Genomic DNA, 14,731 nt, shown 5'->3' with positions numbered 1-14,731 from the left:
GTTACGCCTTCGCCTCGCCCAGCAGCTTCTGGAGCCGCGAGACGCCCTCGACGAGGTCGTCGTCGCCCAGCGCGTACGACAGGCGCAGGTAGCCCGGCGTGCCGAACGCCTCGCCCGGGACGACCGCCACCTCGGCCTCGTCCAGGATCAGCGCCGCCAGCTCGACCGAGGTCGCCGGGCGCTTGCCGCGGATCTCCTTGCCGAGCAGCTCCTTGACCGAGGGGTAGGCGTAGAACGCGCCCTCGGGCTCCGGGCAGAACACGCCGTCGATGTCGTTGAGCATCCGCACGATGGTCTTGCGGCGCCGGTCGAACGCGGTGCGCATCTCGGCGACCGCGTCCAGGTTCCCGGAGATGGCGGCCAGCGCGGCGGCCTGCGAGACGTTGGCGACGTTGGACGTGGCGTGCGACTGGAGGTTGGTCGCGGCCTTCACGACGTCCTTGGGGCCGATGATCCACCCGACGCGCCAGCCGGTCATCGCGTACGTCTTGGCGACGCCGTTGACCACGATGCACTTGTCGCGCAGCTCGGGCACGATCGCCGGGAGCGAGGTGAACTTCGCGTCGCCGTAGACCAGGTGCTCGTAGATCTCGTCGGTCATCACCCACAGGCCGTGCTCGACGGCCCAGCGGCCGATCGCCTCGGCGTCCGCCTCGCTGTAGACCGCACCGGTCGGGTTCGACGGGGAGACGAACAGGACGACCTTCGTACGCTCGGTGCGGGCGGCCTCCAGCTGCTCGACCGAGACCCGGTAACCGGTGGTCTCGTCGGCCACGACCTCCACCGGGACGCCGCCGGCCAGCCGGATCGACTCGGGGTAGGTGGTCCAGTACGGGGCCGGGACGATGACCTCGTCGCCCGGGTCGAGGATCGCGGCGAACGCCTCGTAGATCGCCTGCTTGCCGCCGTTGGTCACCAGGATCTGAGAGGCGTCGACCTCGTAACCGGAGTCGCGCAGCGTCTTCTCCGCGATGGCGGCCTTGAGCTCGGGGAGCCCGCCCGCCGGCGTGTAGCGGTGGTACTTCGGGGTGCGGCAGGCCTCGACGGCGGCGTCGACGATGTAGCCGGGCGTCGGGAAGTCGGGCTCGCCCGCACCGAAGCCGATCACCGGACGGCCGGCGGCCTTGAGGGCCTTGGCCTTGGCGTCGACGGCGAGGGTGGCGGACTCGGAGATGGCACCGATGCGGGCGGAGACCCGGCTCTCGGACGGAGAAGTAGCAGCGCTCATGCCCCCATGCTCGCAGACCGTTTTCCGCGTCGGCACAGGGGTTTCAGGGACCGGACAGCACTCGGACAGCATGCGGACAGGAAGGGACCAGGAGCGATCAGGAGCTTTCTGTTCGACGCCGGGCCCCTGAGCACGTACACTCTCCTGTCGTTGGCCTTCACCAGCCGCACCGTTCCTGCACTCGGGTCATCCGGGAACATGCGGTAGGTTGGTGGAATCCACAAAGGGTCGTAGCTCAATTGGTAGAGCACTGGTCTCCAAAACCAGCGGTTGGGGGTTCAAGTCCCTCCGGCCCTGCTACACACTCCTTCGCCAGGATGTGTGCGCATGTACGTACTTCAATGCACCGCCGTGCGGCTCCACCGGGCGCGGCACGGCCATGACCCGGAATCAGGTGAGAAGCGTGACGGACGCCGTGGGCTCCATCGACAAGCCTGATGCCGAGGACGAGGCCCCCGAGTCGAAGAAGAAGACTCGGAAGGGCGGTAAGCGCGGAAAGAAGGGCCCTCTGGGCCGTCTCGCGCTCTTCTACCGCCAGATCATCGCGGAGCTGCGCAAGGTCGTCTGGCCGACGCGCAACCAGCTGACGACGTACACCACTGTGGTGATTGCGTTCGTAGTCGTCATGATTGGCCTCGTAACCGTGATTGACTTCGGATTCGCGCGGGTCGTCAAGTACGTCTTCGGCTGATCCACGCGAAGGGCGCCTGATGGGCGCCCCTTTCGCATGTTCCACCCATATGTATCCAGGAAGAAGCCACCGTGTCTGACCCGAACCTGAACGACGCCGTCGAGCCGACGGCGGGCGCCTTCGAGTCCGCCGAGGACGAGCTCGACATCGTCGAGGCGGCGGACGCCGAGGAGTCGGACCAGGCCGAAGCCGCCGACACCGACGAGGCCCCCGAGGCCGCCGCCGAGGAGACCGAGGCCGCGGCCGACGAGGAGGAGGCCGAGCCGGCCGAGCCCGTCGACCCCGTCACCGCCCTGCGCGAGGAACTCCGCGGTCTGCCGGGCGACTGGTACGTCATCCACACGTACGCCGGTTACGAGAAGCGTGTGAAGGCCAACCTGGAGCAGCGTGCCGTCTCGCTGAACGTGGAGGAGTTCATCTATCAGGCCGAGGTGCCTGAGGAGGAAATCGTCCAGATCAAGAACGGCGAGCGCAAGAACGTCCGCCAGAACAAGCTCCCGGGCTACGTCCTGGTGCGCATGGACCTGACGAACGAGTCCTGGGGCGTCGTCCGCAACACCCCCGGTGTCACCGGCTTCGTGGGCAACGCCTACGACCCGTACCCGCTGACGCTGGACGAGATCGTCAAGATGCTCGCTCCGGAGGCCGAGGAGAAGGCCGCGCGCGAGGCCGCCGAGGCCGAGGGCAGGCCGGCTCCGGCCCGCAAGGTCACCGTCGAGGTCCTCGACTTCGAGGTCGGCGACTCGGTCACCGTCACCGACGGCCCGTTCGCGACGCTGCAGGCGACGATCAACGAGATCAACGCCGACTCGAAGAAGGTCAAGGGCCTCGTCGAGATCTTCGGTCGCGAGACCCCGGTCGAGCTGAGCTTCGACCAGATCCAGAAGAACTGAGCTTTCCGCTCGCTTCTGGACACATGCCTACCGAGCAGGTCAGACAGGCTGTCGAAGCCGGTCTGACCTGCTTGGTTTTTGGTCGCGCAGCTATACCCGTTATCGTTGTGCGGTATGCCTGCATCCGGATGACCGGATGACGGCGAAAAACTCTCACTAGGACCCGGAGAGAGCACATGCCTCCCAAGAAGAAGAAGGTCACGGGGCTTATCAAGCTCCAGATCAACGCCGGTGCGGCCAACCCGGCCCCGCCGGTCGGCCCCGCACTGGGTCAGCACGGCGTCAACATCATGGAGTTCTGCAAGGCCTACAACGCCGCGACCGAGTCGCAGCGTGGCATGGTCGTGCCGGTGGAGATCACGGTCTACGAGGACCGCTCCTTCACCTTCATCACCAAGACTCCGCCGGCCGCCAAGCTGATCCTCAAGGCCGCGGGTGTGGACAAGGGCTCCGGCGAGCCGCACAAGACCAAGGTCGCCAAGCTGACGGCTGCCCAGGTCCGCGAGATCGCCACGACGAAGCTCCCCGACCTGAACGCCAATGACCTCGACGCCGCGTCGAAGATCATCGCCGGCACCGCCCGTTCCATGGGCATCACGGTCGAAGGCTGATTCAGCCCCACCCCCTCAGTGGTAGGACCAAGCGCTGGTCCGCACCACGACTCCACACTCTGAAACCATCAGGAGTAGAAGTGAAGCGCAGCAAGAACCTCCGCGCTGCGGACGCCAAGATCGACCGGGAGCGCCTGTACGCCCCGCTCGAGGCCGTCCGTCTCGCCAAGGAGACCGCCTCCACGAAGTTCGACGGCACCGTCGAGGTCGCCTTCCGCCTGGGTGTCGACCCGCGCAAGGCCGACCAGATGGTCCGCGGCACCGTGAACCTCCCGCACGGCACCGGCAAGACCGCCCGGGTCCTGGTCTTCGCGACCGGTGACCGTGCTGCGGCCGCGGAAGCCGCCGGGGCCGACATCGTCGGCTCCGACGAGCTCATCGACGAGGTGGCGAAGGGCCGTCTGGACTTCGACGCCGTCGTCGCGACCCCGGACCTCATGGGCAAGGTCGGCCGCCTCGGCCGCGTGCTCGGTCCGCGTGGTCTGATGCCGAACCCGAAGACCGGCACCGTCACCCCCGACGTCGTGAAGGCTGTCAACGACATCAAGGGCGGCAAGATCGAGTTCCGCGTCGACAAGCACTCGAACCTGCACTTCATCATCGGCAAGGTCTCCTTCGACGAGACCAAGCTGGTGGAGAACTACGCAGCGGCGCTGGAAGAGGTCCTCCGTCTGAAGCCGTCCGCCGCCAAGGGCCGCTACATCAAGAAGGCCGCGCTGGCCACCACGATGGGCCCCGGCATTCCGCTGGACTCCAACCGCACCCGTAACCTCCTTGTCGAGGAGGACCCGGCCGCCGTCTGAGCCCTCGCGCTCGAACGACCGTCGCGTCACGTGTGACATGGGACGGGCCCCGCAACCTCTCGAGGTGCGGGGCCCGTCCTCATTCGTACGTGGACATGGTTGTCGGTGCCCTGCGTTAGCGTGGGTAACCGAGAGTCGAACGAGGGGTGGGATCAGAGATGCTGACCAATAACGTACGGCGCGTGGGTCTGTCCGTGGCCGTGGTGGCGGCGCTGACGTCGGTCGCGGCCTGTGGTGGATCGGACGACGGGGGCAACAAGGAGAGCGCCGGCAGCTCTGTGGCGAAGGTCGATCCGATCGCCGCGCTGGTCGCCGTTCAGAAGAAGACGGGCCAGGCACAGTCGGCGCGGATCGAGGGCGACACCGCCATGGGCAGCACGATGTCCATGAAGCAGGCGGGTGTCATGGACTGGTCCGACGGGATCACCGGCTCCATGAAGATCACGTACACCGGCGGCACCATGGCGGACGCCATGAAGCAGGCCGGCGGCAGCGGCACCATGGAGGCCCGCTACTTCAAGGACGGGTACGCGGCGGACATGGGCGAGGCCATGTCCCAGCAGACCGGCGGCAAGCGCTGGATCAGCTACAGCTACGACGACCTGGAGAAGATGGCCGGCGCCTCGGGGGCGGCGCTGAAGGATCAGATGCAGAACAGCACCCCCGAGCAGGGCGTGAAGTCGCTGTTGGCCTCCGGTGACGTGAAGAAGGTCGGTCAGGAGGACGTCCGCGGCGTCAGCACCACGCACTACGCGGGCACCGTCGACGTCGCCGCCCTGACCGCCAAGAACAGCAGCCTCAGCGCCGACGAGCTCGACGCCTTCAAGAAGCAGCTGGCGGACGCGGGGATCACCACGGAGACCGTCGACATCTGGGTCGACGACAACGACCTGCTGGTGAAGAAGACCGAGCGCGGCCAGATGAAGACCGGCGAGCTCAACTCCACGGTGTACTACAGCGACTACGGCACCAAGGTCTCCGTCGAGCGCCCGCCGGCCGACCAGACCGTCGACTTCGCGGAGCTGATGAAGCAGCAGCAGGGCGCCGCCTCGTAACCCGGTCCCGCCGGGTTCAAACCTCCCGGGACCATCCGAAGCGGGACGGATTTGCCCGGCGCGACCCGAGTCGCGTACTCTTCTGCAGAAGCCAAAGACCGCTGGTCGTTGTCCTGGATCCGCAAGGGTTCGGGCAACCGAAGGCTCCGTTGATGCGGACGACCTGCGCAGGTGACTGTGGAAAGCTCCCGGACTTCGTTTCGGTCGAGCTACGCCCTGGCGCCTGCGCCGGGGCGTTTCGTCTTTCCGGGTCCTTTTGAGCGGTCCTCATCACCCGGAAGGAGGCCGACGCTATGGCAAGGCCCGACAAGGCTGCTGCGGTAGCCGAGCTCGCGGACCAGTTCCGCAGCTCGAACGCCGCCGTGCTGACCGAGTACCGGGGTCTCACCGTTGCACAGCTCAAGCAGCTGCGCCGTTCGCTCGGTGAGAACGCCCAGTACGCCGTGGTGAAGAACACGCTGACCAAGATTGCGGCCAACGAGGCCGGGATCGACACGCTGGACGACCTGTTCGCAGGTCCGACGGCGGTTGCCTTCGTCACCGGTGACCCGGTGGAGTCGGCGAAGGGTCTTCGTGACTTCGCCAAGGACAACCCGAACCTGATCATCAAGGGCGGTGTCCTTGATGGCAAGGCACTGTCCGCCGATGACATCAAGCAGCTCGCGGACCTCGAGTCCCGCGAGGTTCTGCTCGCCAAGCTGGCCGGTGCCATGAAGGGCAAGCAGACCCAGGCTGCGCAGCTCTTCCAGGCGCTGCCGTCGAAGTTCGTCCGCACTGCGGAAGCGCTTCGCGTCAAGCTGGAGGAGCAGGGCGGTGCCGGTACGCCGGCTCCCGCCGAGGCCGCCGAGTAATCACGCTCAGCGGTCCAGCGGGCACCGTGTACGCCCGCCGACACATACATCCGGCACCTGCCGAATAGTGGAAGGACGCCTGTCATGGCGAAGCTGTCCCAGGAAGACCTGCTCGCTCAGTTCGAGGAGCTCACCCTCATCGAGCTCGCCGAGTTCGTGAAGGCCTTCGAGGAGAAGTTCGACGTCACCGCCGCCGCGGCCGTCGCCGTCGCGGGCCCGGCCCAGGGTGGCCCGGCTGCCCCGGCCGAGGAGGAGAAGGACGAGTTCGACGTCATCCTCACCGCCGCCGGTGACAAGAAGATCCAGGTCATCAAGGTCGTGCGCGAGCTGACCTCCCTCGGCCTGAAGGAGGCCAAGGACCTCGTCGACGGCGCCCCGAAGCCCGTCCTCGAGAAGGTCGCCAAGGACGCCGCGGACAAGGCTGCCGAGTCCCTCAAGGGCGCCGGCGCCTCCGTCGAGGTCAAGTGACCTCAGGAGTCCTCTGACTCCTCAGGACACCCGTGCCGCGAGGCACGGAGTCACATCGCGAAAGGCGATCACCCGTTCGGGTGGTCGCCTTTCGGCGTCCCCGGGGCGGGTGCCTTGCCCTTCCCGCGTTGACGAGTATGGTGATCTTCGCCGTGCGCCTCTCGTGGGGCGCGTGGCCGCCGCCGAGGGCGGGCGTACGCGGGGCCCGGGGGCCGGCGGGGCCGAGGGGGCCTTGACGAACCGCACGCGGCGCGCAATTCTCAAGGCGCGTCGCCGAATCGATCCGAATCCGAGGCATGGATCGACGGTGAAGCGGGCAGTAAAGAAGGGCGCACCTCGCGCAGGGCTTGGACAAGGGTGTTGAGAACAGCTGTTGAGAGCAACGTGGGTCTCTGAAAACCCCGACTGGACATCAGTGTGGCACTTGGCTACACTGACCCTTTGCGCTGCCTGTTAGCTGCCTCCTGCCCGTCACCAGGGGCATACCCATCTTGTGCATCGTGGACCGATCATCCCTGACCAGGGATTTTCTGCCCTCATGTCCAGTTTGGGACCGGTACGCGCGTAGTGAGTCCGAGCCCTCGGAAGGACCCCCTCTTGGCCGCCTCGCGCAACGCCTCGACCGCGAATACGAACAACGGCGCCAGCACCGCCCCGCTGCGCATCTCTTTTGCAAAGATCAAGGAGCCCCTCGAGGTTCCGAACCTCCTCGCGCTGCAGACCGAGAGCTTTGACTGGCTCCTCGGCAACGCCGCCTGGAAGGCTCGCGTCGAGGCTGCTCTGGACAGTGGACAAGACGTCCCCACCAAGTCCGGCCTCGAGGAGATCTTCGAGGAGATCTCACCGATCGAAGACTTCTCCGGGTCGATGTCGCTCACGTTCCGCGACCACCGCTTCGAGCCCCCGAAGAACTCGATCGACGAGTGCAAGGAGCGCGACTTCACGTTCGCCGCCCCGCTCTTCGTCACGGCCGAGTTCACCAACAACGAGACCGGCGAGATCAAGTCCCAGACGGTCTTCATGGGCGACTTCCCGCTCATGACCAACAAGGGCACCTTCGTCATCAACGGCACCGAGCGTGTCGTGGTGTCGCAGCTGGTCCGCTCGCCGGGTGTCTACTTCGACTCGTCGATCGACAAGACGTCCGACAAGGACATCTTCTCCGCCAAGATCATCCCTTCCCGGGGTGCCTGGCTGGAGATGGAGATCGACAAGCGCGACATGGTCGGTGTGCGCATCGACCGCAAGCGCAAGCAGTCCGTCACCGTCCTCCTGAAGGCTCTCGGCTGGACCACCGAGCAGATCCTCGAGGAGTTCGGCGAGTACGAGTCGATGCGCGCCACCCTGGAGAAGGACCACACCCAGGGCCAGGACGACGCGCTGCTCGACATCTACCGCAAGCTCCGCCCGGGCGAGCCGCCCACCCGCGAGGCCGCTCAGACGCTGCTCGAGAACCTCTACTTCAACCCGAAGCGCTACGACCTCGCGAAGGTCGGCCGCTACAAGGTGAACAAGAAGCTCGGCGCCGACGAGCCGCTGGACGCCGGCGTGCTCACCACCGACGACGTCATCGCGACCATCAAGTACCTGGTCAAGCTGCACGCCGGTGAGACCGAGACCGTGGGCGAGTCCGGCCGGACGATCGTCGTCGAGACCGACGACATCGACCACTTCGGCAACCGCCGTCTGCGCAACGTCGGCGAGCTCATCCAGAACCAGGTCCGTACGGGTCTCGCCCGTATGGAGCGCGTCGTGCGCGAGCGCATGACGACCCAGGACGTCGAGGCGATCACGCCGCAGACCCTGATCAACATCCGGCCGGTCGTCGCCTCCATCAAGGAGTTCTTCGGCACCAGCCAGCTGTCGCAGTTCATGGACCAGAACAACCCGCTTTCGGGTCTCACCCACAAGCGCCGTCTGTCGGCGCTCGGCCCGGGTGGTCTGTCCCGTGAGCGGGCCGGCTTCGAGGTCCGAGACGTGCACCCGTCCCACTACGGACGCATGTGCCCGATCGAGACCCCCGAAGGTCCGAACATCGGTCTGATCGGTTCGCTCGCCTCGTACGGCCGCGTCAACGCGTTCGGCTTCATCGAGACGCCGTACCGCAAGGTCGTCGACGGCCAGGTCACCGACGAGGTCGACTACGTCACCGCCGACGAGGAAGACCGTTTCGTCATCGCCCAGGCGAACGCGACGCTCTCCGACGACCTGCGCTTCACCGAGCCCCGCGTCCTGGTCCGCCGTCGTGGCGGCGAGGTCGACTACGTCCCCGGTGGCGAGGTCGACTACATGGACGTCTCGCCGCGCCAGATGGTGTCCGTCGCCACCGCGATGATCCCGTTCCTGGAGCACGACGACGCCAACCGTGCCCTCATGGGCGCGAACATGATGCGCCAGGCGGTCCCGCTCATCAAGAGCGAGGCCCCGCTGGTCGGCACCGGCATGGAGTACCGCTGCGCCACCGACGCCGGTGACGTGCTGAAGGCCGAGAAGGACGGTGTGGTCCAGGAGGTCTCCGCGGACTACATCACAGTGACGAACGACGACGGTACGTACACCACGTACCGCATCGCGAAGTTCATGCGCTCCAACCAGGGCACCTCGGTCAACCAGAAGGTCGTCGTCTCCGAGGGCGACCGGGTCATCGAGGGCCAGGTCCTCGCCGACGGTCCGGCCACCGAGTTCGGTGAGATGGCGCTCGGCAAGAACCTGCTCGTCGCGTTCATGCCGTGGGAGGGTCACAACTACGAGGACGCGATCATCCTGTCGCAGCGCCTCGTGCAGGACGACGTCCTCTCCTCGATCCACATCGAGGAGCACGAGGTCGACGCCCGTGACACCAAGCTCGGCCCCGAGGAGATCACCCGGGACATCCCGAACGTCTCCGAGGAGGTCCTCGCCGACCTCGACGAGCGCGGCATCATCCGTATCGGTGCCGAGGTCGTCGCGGGCGACATCCTGGTCGGCAAGGTCACGCCCAAGGGTGAGACCGAGCTGACCCCCGAGGAGCGCCTGCTCCGCGCGATCTTCGGTGAGAAGGCGCGCGAGGTCCGCGACACCTCGCTGAAGGTGCCGCACGGCGAGATCGGCAAGGTCATCGGCGTCCGCGTCTTCGACCGCGAAGAGGGCGACGAGCTGCCGCCGGGCGTGAACCAGCTGGTCCGCGTCTACGTCGCGCAGAAGCGCAAGATCACCGACGGTGACAAGCTCGCCGGCCGTCACGGCAACAAGGGCGTCATCTCGAAGATCCTGCCGATCGAGGACATGCCGTTCCTGGAGGACGGCACCCCGGTCGACATCATCCTCAACCCGCTGGGTGTCCCGTCCCGAATGAACCCGGGACAGGTCCTGGAGATCCACCTCGGCTGGCTCGCCAGCCGCGGCTGGGACGTCTCCGGCCTCGGTGACGAGTGGGCCAAGCGCCTGCAGGCCATCGGCGCCGACCAGGTCGCCCCCGGCACCAACGTCGCCACGCCCGTCTTCGACGGTGCGCGCGAGGACGAGATCTCCGGTCTCTTCGAGGCCACGATCCCGAACCGCGACGGCATGCGTCTGGTGCAGCCCTCCGGCAAGGCCCAGCTGTTCGACGGCCGCTCCGGCGAGCCGTTCCCGGACCCGGTCTCGGTCGGCTACATGTACATCCTCAAGCTGCACCACCTGGTCGACGACAAGCTCCACGCGCGTTCGACCGGCCCGTACTCCATGATCACGCAGCAGCCGCTGGGTGGTAAGGCGCAGTTCGGTGGTCAGCGATTCGGTGAGATGGAGGTGTGGGCCCTTGAGGCTTACGGCGCCGCATACGCCCTCCAGGAACTCCTGACGATCAAGTCCGACGACGTCACCGGCCGCGTGAAGGTCTACGAGGCGATCGTCAAGGGCGAGAACATCCCCGAGCCGGGCATTCCCGAGTCCTTCAAGGTGCTCATCAAGGAAATGCAGTCGCTCTGCCTCAACGTGGAGGTGCTGTCCTCGGACGGCATGTCCATCGAGATGCGCGACACGGACGAGGACGTCTTCCGCGCGGCGGAGGAGCTCGGTATCGACCTGTCCCGGCGCGAGCCGAGCAGCGTCGAAGAGGTCTGACGGGTTGGCCGGCCGGATCCCCGTGATCCGGCCGGCTCTCCCCGGACCCGTTCAGACCATTGCTGAAGTGCCCCGTTTTACTCGCGTGACGCGAGGGGGCTCGAACCCCCGAAAGAGGGATTGACGACAAGTGCTCGACGTCAACTTCTTCGACGAGCTGCGGATCGGCCTTGCCACCGCGGACGACATCCGGACCTGGTCCCACGGCGAGGTCAAGAAGCCGGAGACCATCAACTACCGCACCCTCAAGCCCGAAAAGGACGGACTCTTCTGCGAGAAGATCTTCGGTCCGACCCGGGACTGGGAGTGCTACTGCGGCAAGTACAAGCGTGTCCGCTTCAAGGGCATCATCTGTGAGCGCTGTGGCGTCGAGGTCACGCGCGCCAAGGTGCGCCGTGAGCGCATGGGTCACATCGAGCTTGCCGCTCCCGTCACCCACATCTGGTACTTCAAGGGCGTCCCGTCGCGCCTCGGCTACCTGCTGGACCTCGCGCCGAAGGACCTCGAGAAGGTCATCTACTTCGCCGCGTACATGATCACGTTCGTCGACGAGGAGCGCCGTACCCGCGACCTCCCGTCGCTGGAGGCGCACGTCTCCGTCGAGCGCCAGCAGATCGAGAACCGCCGCGACTCCGACCTGGAGAACCGCGCCAAGAAGCTCGAGACCGACCTGGCCGAGCTGGAGGCCGAGGGCGCCAAGGCCGACGTGCGCCGCAAGGTGCGCGAGGGTGCCGAGCGCGAGATGAAGCAGCTGCGCGACCGTGCGCAGCGCGAGATCGACCGCCTCGACGAGGTGTGGAGCCGCTTCAAGAACCTCAAGGTCCAGGACCTGGAGGGCGACGAGCTGCTCTACCGCGAGCTGCGTGACCGCTTCGGCACGTACTTCGACGGCTGCATGGGCGCCGCCGCGCTGCAGAAGCGCCTGGAGTCCTTCGACCTCGACGAGGAGGCCGAGCGCCTCCGCGAGATCATCCGTACCGGCAAGGGCCAGAAGAAGACCCGTGCGCTCAAGCGCCTCAAGGTCGTCTCCGCGTTCCTGCAGACCAGCAACAAGCCCAAGGGCATGGTGCTCGACTGCGTGCCGGTCATCCCGCCGGACCTGCGTCCGATGGTGCAGCTGGACGGTGGCCGCTTCGCGACCTCCGACCTGAACGACCTGTACCGCCGCGTGATCAACCGCAACAACCGCCTGAAGCGGCTTCTCGACCTCGGCGCGCCCGAGATCATCGTGAACAACGAGAAGCGCATGCTCCAGGAGGCCGTGGACGCCCTCTTCGACAACGGTCGTCGTGGTCGCCCGGTCACCGGCCCCGGTAACCGCCCGCTGAAGTCCCTCAGCGACATGCTGAAGGGCAAGCAGGGCCGTTTCCGTCAGAACCTGCTCGGCAAGCGTGTGGACTACTCCGCGCGTTCCGTGATCGTCGTCGGTCCGCAGCTCAAGCTGCACCAGTGCGGTCTGCCGAAGGCGATGGCGCTGGAGCTCTTCAAGCCGTTCGTGATGAAGCGCCTGGTCGACCTGAACCACGCGCAGAACATCAAGTCGGCCAAGCGCATGGTCGAGCGCGGCCGCACCGTGGTGTACGACGTCCTCGAAGAGGTCATCGCCGAGCACCCGGTGCTGCTGAACCGTGCGCCCACCCTGCACCGCCTCGGCATCCAGGCCTTCGAGCCGCAGCTGGTCGAGGGCAAGGCCATCCAGATCCACCCGCTCGTCTGCACCGCGTTCAACGCGGACTTCGACGGTGACCAGATGGCCGTGCACCTGCCGCTCTCCGCGGAGGCGCAGGCCGAGGCCCGCATCCTGATGCTGTCCTCGAACAACATCCTGAAGCCGGCCGACGGTCGTCCCGTCACCATGCCGACCCAGGACATGGTGCTGGGCCTGTTCTTCCTGACCACCGACGGCGAGCTCCGCGACACCAAGGGCGAGGGGCGCGCGTTCGGCTCCACGGCCGAGGCGATCATGGCGTTCGACGCCGGCGAGCTGGCGCTCCAGTCGTCCGTCGACATCCGCTTCCCGGTGGGCACCATCCCGCCGCGTGGCTGGGTGCCGCCGGTCGCCGAGGAGGGTGAGCCCGAGTACCAGCCGGGTGACACCTTCCGGCTGCGGACGAGCCTGGGCCGCGCGCTCTTCAACGAGCTGCTGCCCGAGGACTACCCGTTCGTCGACTACTCGGTCGGCAAGAAGCAGCTCTCCGAGATCGTCAACGACCTCGCCGAGCGCTACCCCAAGGTCATCGTGGCGGCGACGCTCGACAACCTGAAGGCGGCCGGCTTCCACTGGGCGACCCGTTCGGGCGTCACCGTGGCCATCTCCGACGTCGTCGTGCCCGAGGCCAAGAAGGCCATCGTCAAGGGCTACGAGGAGCAGGACGAGAAGGTCCAGAAGCAGTACGAGCGCGGTCTGATCACCAAGGACGAGCGCACGCAGGAGCTCATCGCGATCTGGACCAAGGCGACCAACGAGGTTGCCGAGGCCATGAACGAGAACTTCCCCAAGACGAACCCCATCTTCATGATGGTTGACTCGGGTGCCCGAGGAAACATGATGCAGATGCGTCAGATCGCCGGTATGCGTGGTCTGGTGTCCAACGCCAAGAACGAGACGATCCCGCGTCCCATCAAGGCGTCCTTCCGTGAGGGCCTCACCGTTCTGGAGTACTTCATCTCCACGCACGGTGCCCGTAAGGGTCTGGCGGACACCGCCCTGCGTACCGCCGACTCGGGTTACCTGACCCGTCGTCTGGTGGACGTCTCGCAGGACGTGATCATTCGCGAGGAGGACTGCGGCACCGACCGCGGCCTCAAGCTGAAGATCGCCGTCAAGGGTGCCGACGGTGTCCTCCGCAAGACGGACGACGTCGAGACCTCGGTCTACGCCCGCATGCTCGCCGAGGACGTCGTCGTCGACGGCAAGGTCATCGCGCCTGCCAACGTCGACCTCGGTGACGTCCTGATCGACGCCCTGGTGGGCGCCGGCGTCGAGGAGGTCAAGACCCGCTCGGTCCTGACCTGTGAGTCCGCGGTCGGCACCTGTGCCTTCTGCTACGGACGCTCGCTCGCCACCGGCAAGCTGGTCGACATCGGTGAGGCGGTCGGCATCATCGCCGCCCAGTCCATCGGTGAGCCCGGTACCCAGCTGACGATGCGTACCTTCCACACCGGTGGTGTGGCCGGTGACGACATCACCCAGGGTCTGCCGCGTGTCGTCGAGCTCTTCGAGGCGCGTACGCCCAAGGGTGTCGCCCCGATCTCCGAGTCCGCGGGCCGCGTCCGCATCGAGGAGACCGAGAAGACCAAGAAGCTCGTCGTCACCCCGGACGACGGCAGCGACGAGATCCCCTTCCCGATCTCGAAGCGCGCCCGTCTCCTGGTCGGCGAGGGCGACCACGTCGAGGTGGGCCAGAAGCTCACCGTGGGTGCCACCAACCCGCACGACGTGCTGCGCATCCTCGGCCAGCGTGCGGTCCAGGTCCACCTGGTCGGCGAGGTCCAGAAGGTCTACAACTCGCAGGGCGTGTCGATCCACGACAAGCACATCGAGATCATCATCCGGCAGATGCTCCGCCGTGTGACGATCATCGAGTCCGGCGACGCGGAGCTGCTGCCGGGCGAGCTCGTCGAGCGCTCGAAGTTCGAGACCGAGAACCGTCGTGTGGTCACCGAGGGCGGTCACCCCGCCTCCGGCCGTCCGCAGCTGATGGGTATCACCAAGGCCTCGCTGGCGACGGAATCCTGGCTGTCGGCCGCCTCCTTCCAGGAGACGACCCGAGTCCTGACGGACGCGGCGATCAACGCCAAGTCCGACAGCCTCATCGGCCTCAAGGAGAACGTCATCATCGGTAAGCTCATCCCGGCCGGTACGGGTCTGTCCCGCTACCGCAACATCCGGGTCGAGCCGACCGAGGAGGCCAAGGCCGCGATGTACTCGGCCGTCGGCTACGACGACATCGACTACTCGCCGTTCGGCACGGGCTCCGGCCAGGCCGTTCCGCTGGAGGACTACGACTACGGTCCGTACAACCAGTAAGCGAGTCGCTTGATACGC

The 14,731-nt window shown here is 66.5% G+C and carries 10 protein-coding genes and 1 tRNA gene; 10 read left to right on the top strand and 1 reads right to left on the bottom strand.

All coding sequences use genetic code 11. The annotated features are described in order from the left end of the window. Position 1 precedes the first annotated feature (1 nt). The gene (locus BLW14_RS12655; RefSeq protein ID WP_093707171.1) at positions 2–1,228 is read right to left on the bottom strand and encodes a pyridoxal phosphate-dependent aminotransferase; all 1,227 of its coding nucleotides are present in this window, start codon (positions 1,226–1,228) and stop codon (positions 2–4) included. Between the two features lie 224 nt (positions 1,229–1,452). Between BLW14_RS12655 and BLW14_RS12650 the strand changes: the two genes are divergently transcribed. The 10 genes from BLW14_RS12650 to BLW14_RS12600 all read left to right on the top strand — a co-directional run bounded on the left by BLW14_RS12650 (position 1,453) and on the right by BLW14_RS12600 (position 14,713). Further along, a tRNA-Trp gene (locus tag BLW14_RS12650) sits at positions 1,453–1,525 on the top strand. A 106-nt stretch (positions 1,526–1,631) separates the two neighbouring features. Continuing rightward, on the top strand, positions 1,632–1,919 hold the full coding sequence (secE, locus tag BLW14_RS12645) for a preprotein translocase subunit SecE (RefSeq protein WP_093707170.1): 288 nt from the start codon (positions 1,632–1,634) through the stop codon (positions 1,917–1,919). Positions 1,920–1,990: 71 nt separating this feature from the next. Next, positions 1,991–2,812, top strand: coding sequence for a transcription termination/antitermination protein NusG (gene nusG / locus BLW14_RS12640; RefSeq protein WP_093707168.1), 822 nt, complete (start codon positions 1,991–1,993; stop codon positions 2,810–2,812). Between the two features lie 176 nt (positions 2,813–2,988). Continuing rightward, positions 2,989–3,423 (top strand): 50S ribosomal protein L11, encoded by a 435-nt coding sequence (rplK, locus tag BLW14_RS12635; protein ID WP_010058817.1) that lies wholly within the window; start codon positions 2,989–2,991, stop codon positions 3,421–3,423. Positions 3,424–3,503: 80 nt separating this feature from the next. Then, positions 3,504–4,226, top strand: coding sequence for a 50S ribosomal protein L1 (gene rplA / locus BLW14_RS12630; RefSeq protein ID WP_018519321.1), 723 nt, complete (start codon positions 3,504–3,506; stop codon positions 4,224–4,226). 158 nt (positions 4,227–4,384) lie between these two features. Continuing rightward, positions 4,385–5,281 (top strand): SCO4651 family lipoprotein, encoded by an 897-nt coding sequence (locus BLW14_RS12625; RefSeq protein WP_093707166.1) that lies wholly within the window; start codon positions 4,385–4,387, stop codon positions 5,279–5,281. A 293-nt stretch (positions 5,282–5,574) separates the two neighbouring features. Then, the gene (gene rplJ, locus BLW14_RS12620; RefSeq protein ID WP_018101258.1) at positions 5,575–6,132 is read left to right on the top strand and encodes a 50S ribosomal protein L10; all 558 of its coding nucleotides are present in this window, start codon (positions 5,575–5,577) and stop codon (positions 6,130–6,132) included. An 84-nt stretch (positions 6,133–6,216) separates the two neighbouring features. Then, complete coding sequence (gene rplL, locus BLW14_RS12615; RefSeq protein WP_073964461.1) at positions 6,217–6,600, top strand: 50S ribosomal protein L7/L12; 384 nt, start codon at positions 6,217–6,219, stop codon at positions 6,598–6,600. A 597-nt stretch (positions 6,601–7,197) separates the two neighbouring features. Then, positions 7,198–10,683: a DNA-directed RNA polymerase subunit beta gene (rpoB, locus tag BLW14_RS12605; protein ID WP_018519319.1), complete on the top strand. Its 3,486-nt coding sequence runs from the start codon at positions 7,198–7,200 to the stop codon at positions 10,681–10,683. 130 nt (positions 10,684–10,813) lie between these two features. Beyond that, complete coding sequence (locus BLW14_RS12600) at positions 10,814–14,713, top strand: DNA-directed RNA polymerase subunit beta' (protein ID WP_093707164.1); 3,900 nt, start codon at positions 10,814–10,816, stop codon at positions 14,711–14,713. The last annotated feature ends 18 nt before the right edge of the window (positions 14,714–14,731 follow it).

Source organism: Streptomyces sp. 2131.1, assembly GCF_900105515.1.
Taxonomy (GTDB): Bacteria; Actinomycetota; Actinomycetes; order Streptomycetales; family Streptomycetaceae; genus Streptomyces; species Streptomyces drozdowiczii.
The sequence above is the reverse complement of the archived record's forward strand: the minus strand, read 5'-3'. Positions and strand labels throughout refer to the sequence as shown.

What these genes read in the sequence shown, in the direction of transcription:
- BLW14_RS12655 (WP_093707171.1), bottom strand. Translation starts at nt 1,228, where the DNA reads ATGAGCGCTGCTACTTCTCCGTCCGAGAGCCGGGTCTCCGCCCGCATC.
- rplK (WP_010058817.1), top strand. Translation starts at nt 2,989, where the DNA reads ATGCCTCCCAAGAAGAAGAAGGTCACGGGGCTTATCAAGCTCCAGATC.
- BLW14_RS12625 (WP_093707166.1), top strand. Translation starts at nt 4,385, where the DNA reads ATGCTGACCAATAACGTACGGCGCGTGGGTCTGTCCGTGGCCGTGGTG.
- rplJ (WP_018101258.1), top strand. Translation starts at nt 5,575, where the DNA reads ATGGCAAGGCCCGACAAGGCTGCTGCGGTAGCCGAGCTCGCGGACCAG.
- rplL (WP_073964461.1), top strand. Translation starts at nt 6,217, where the DNA reads ATGGCGAAGCTGTCCCAGGAAGACCTGCTCGCTCAGTTCGAGGAGCTC.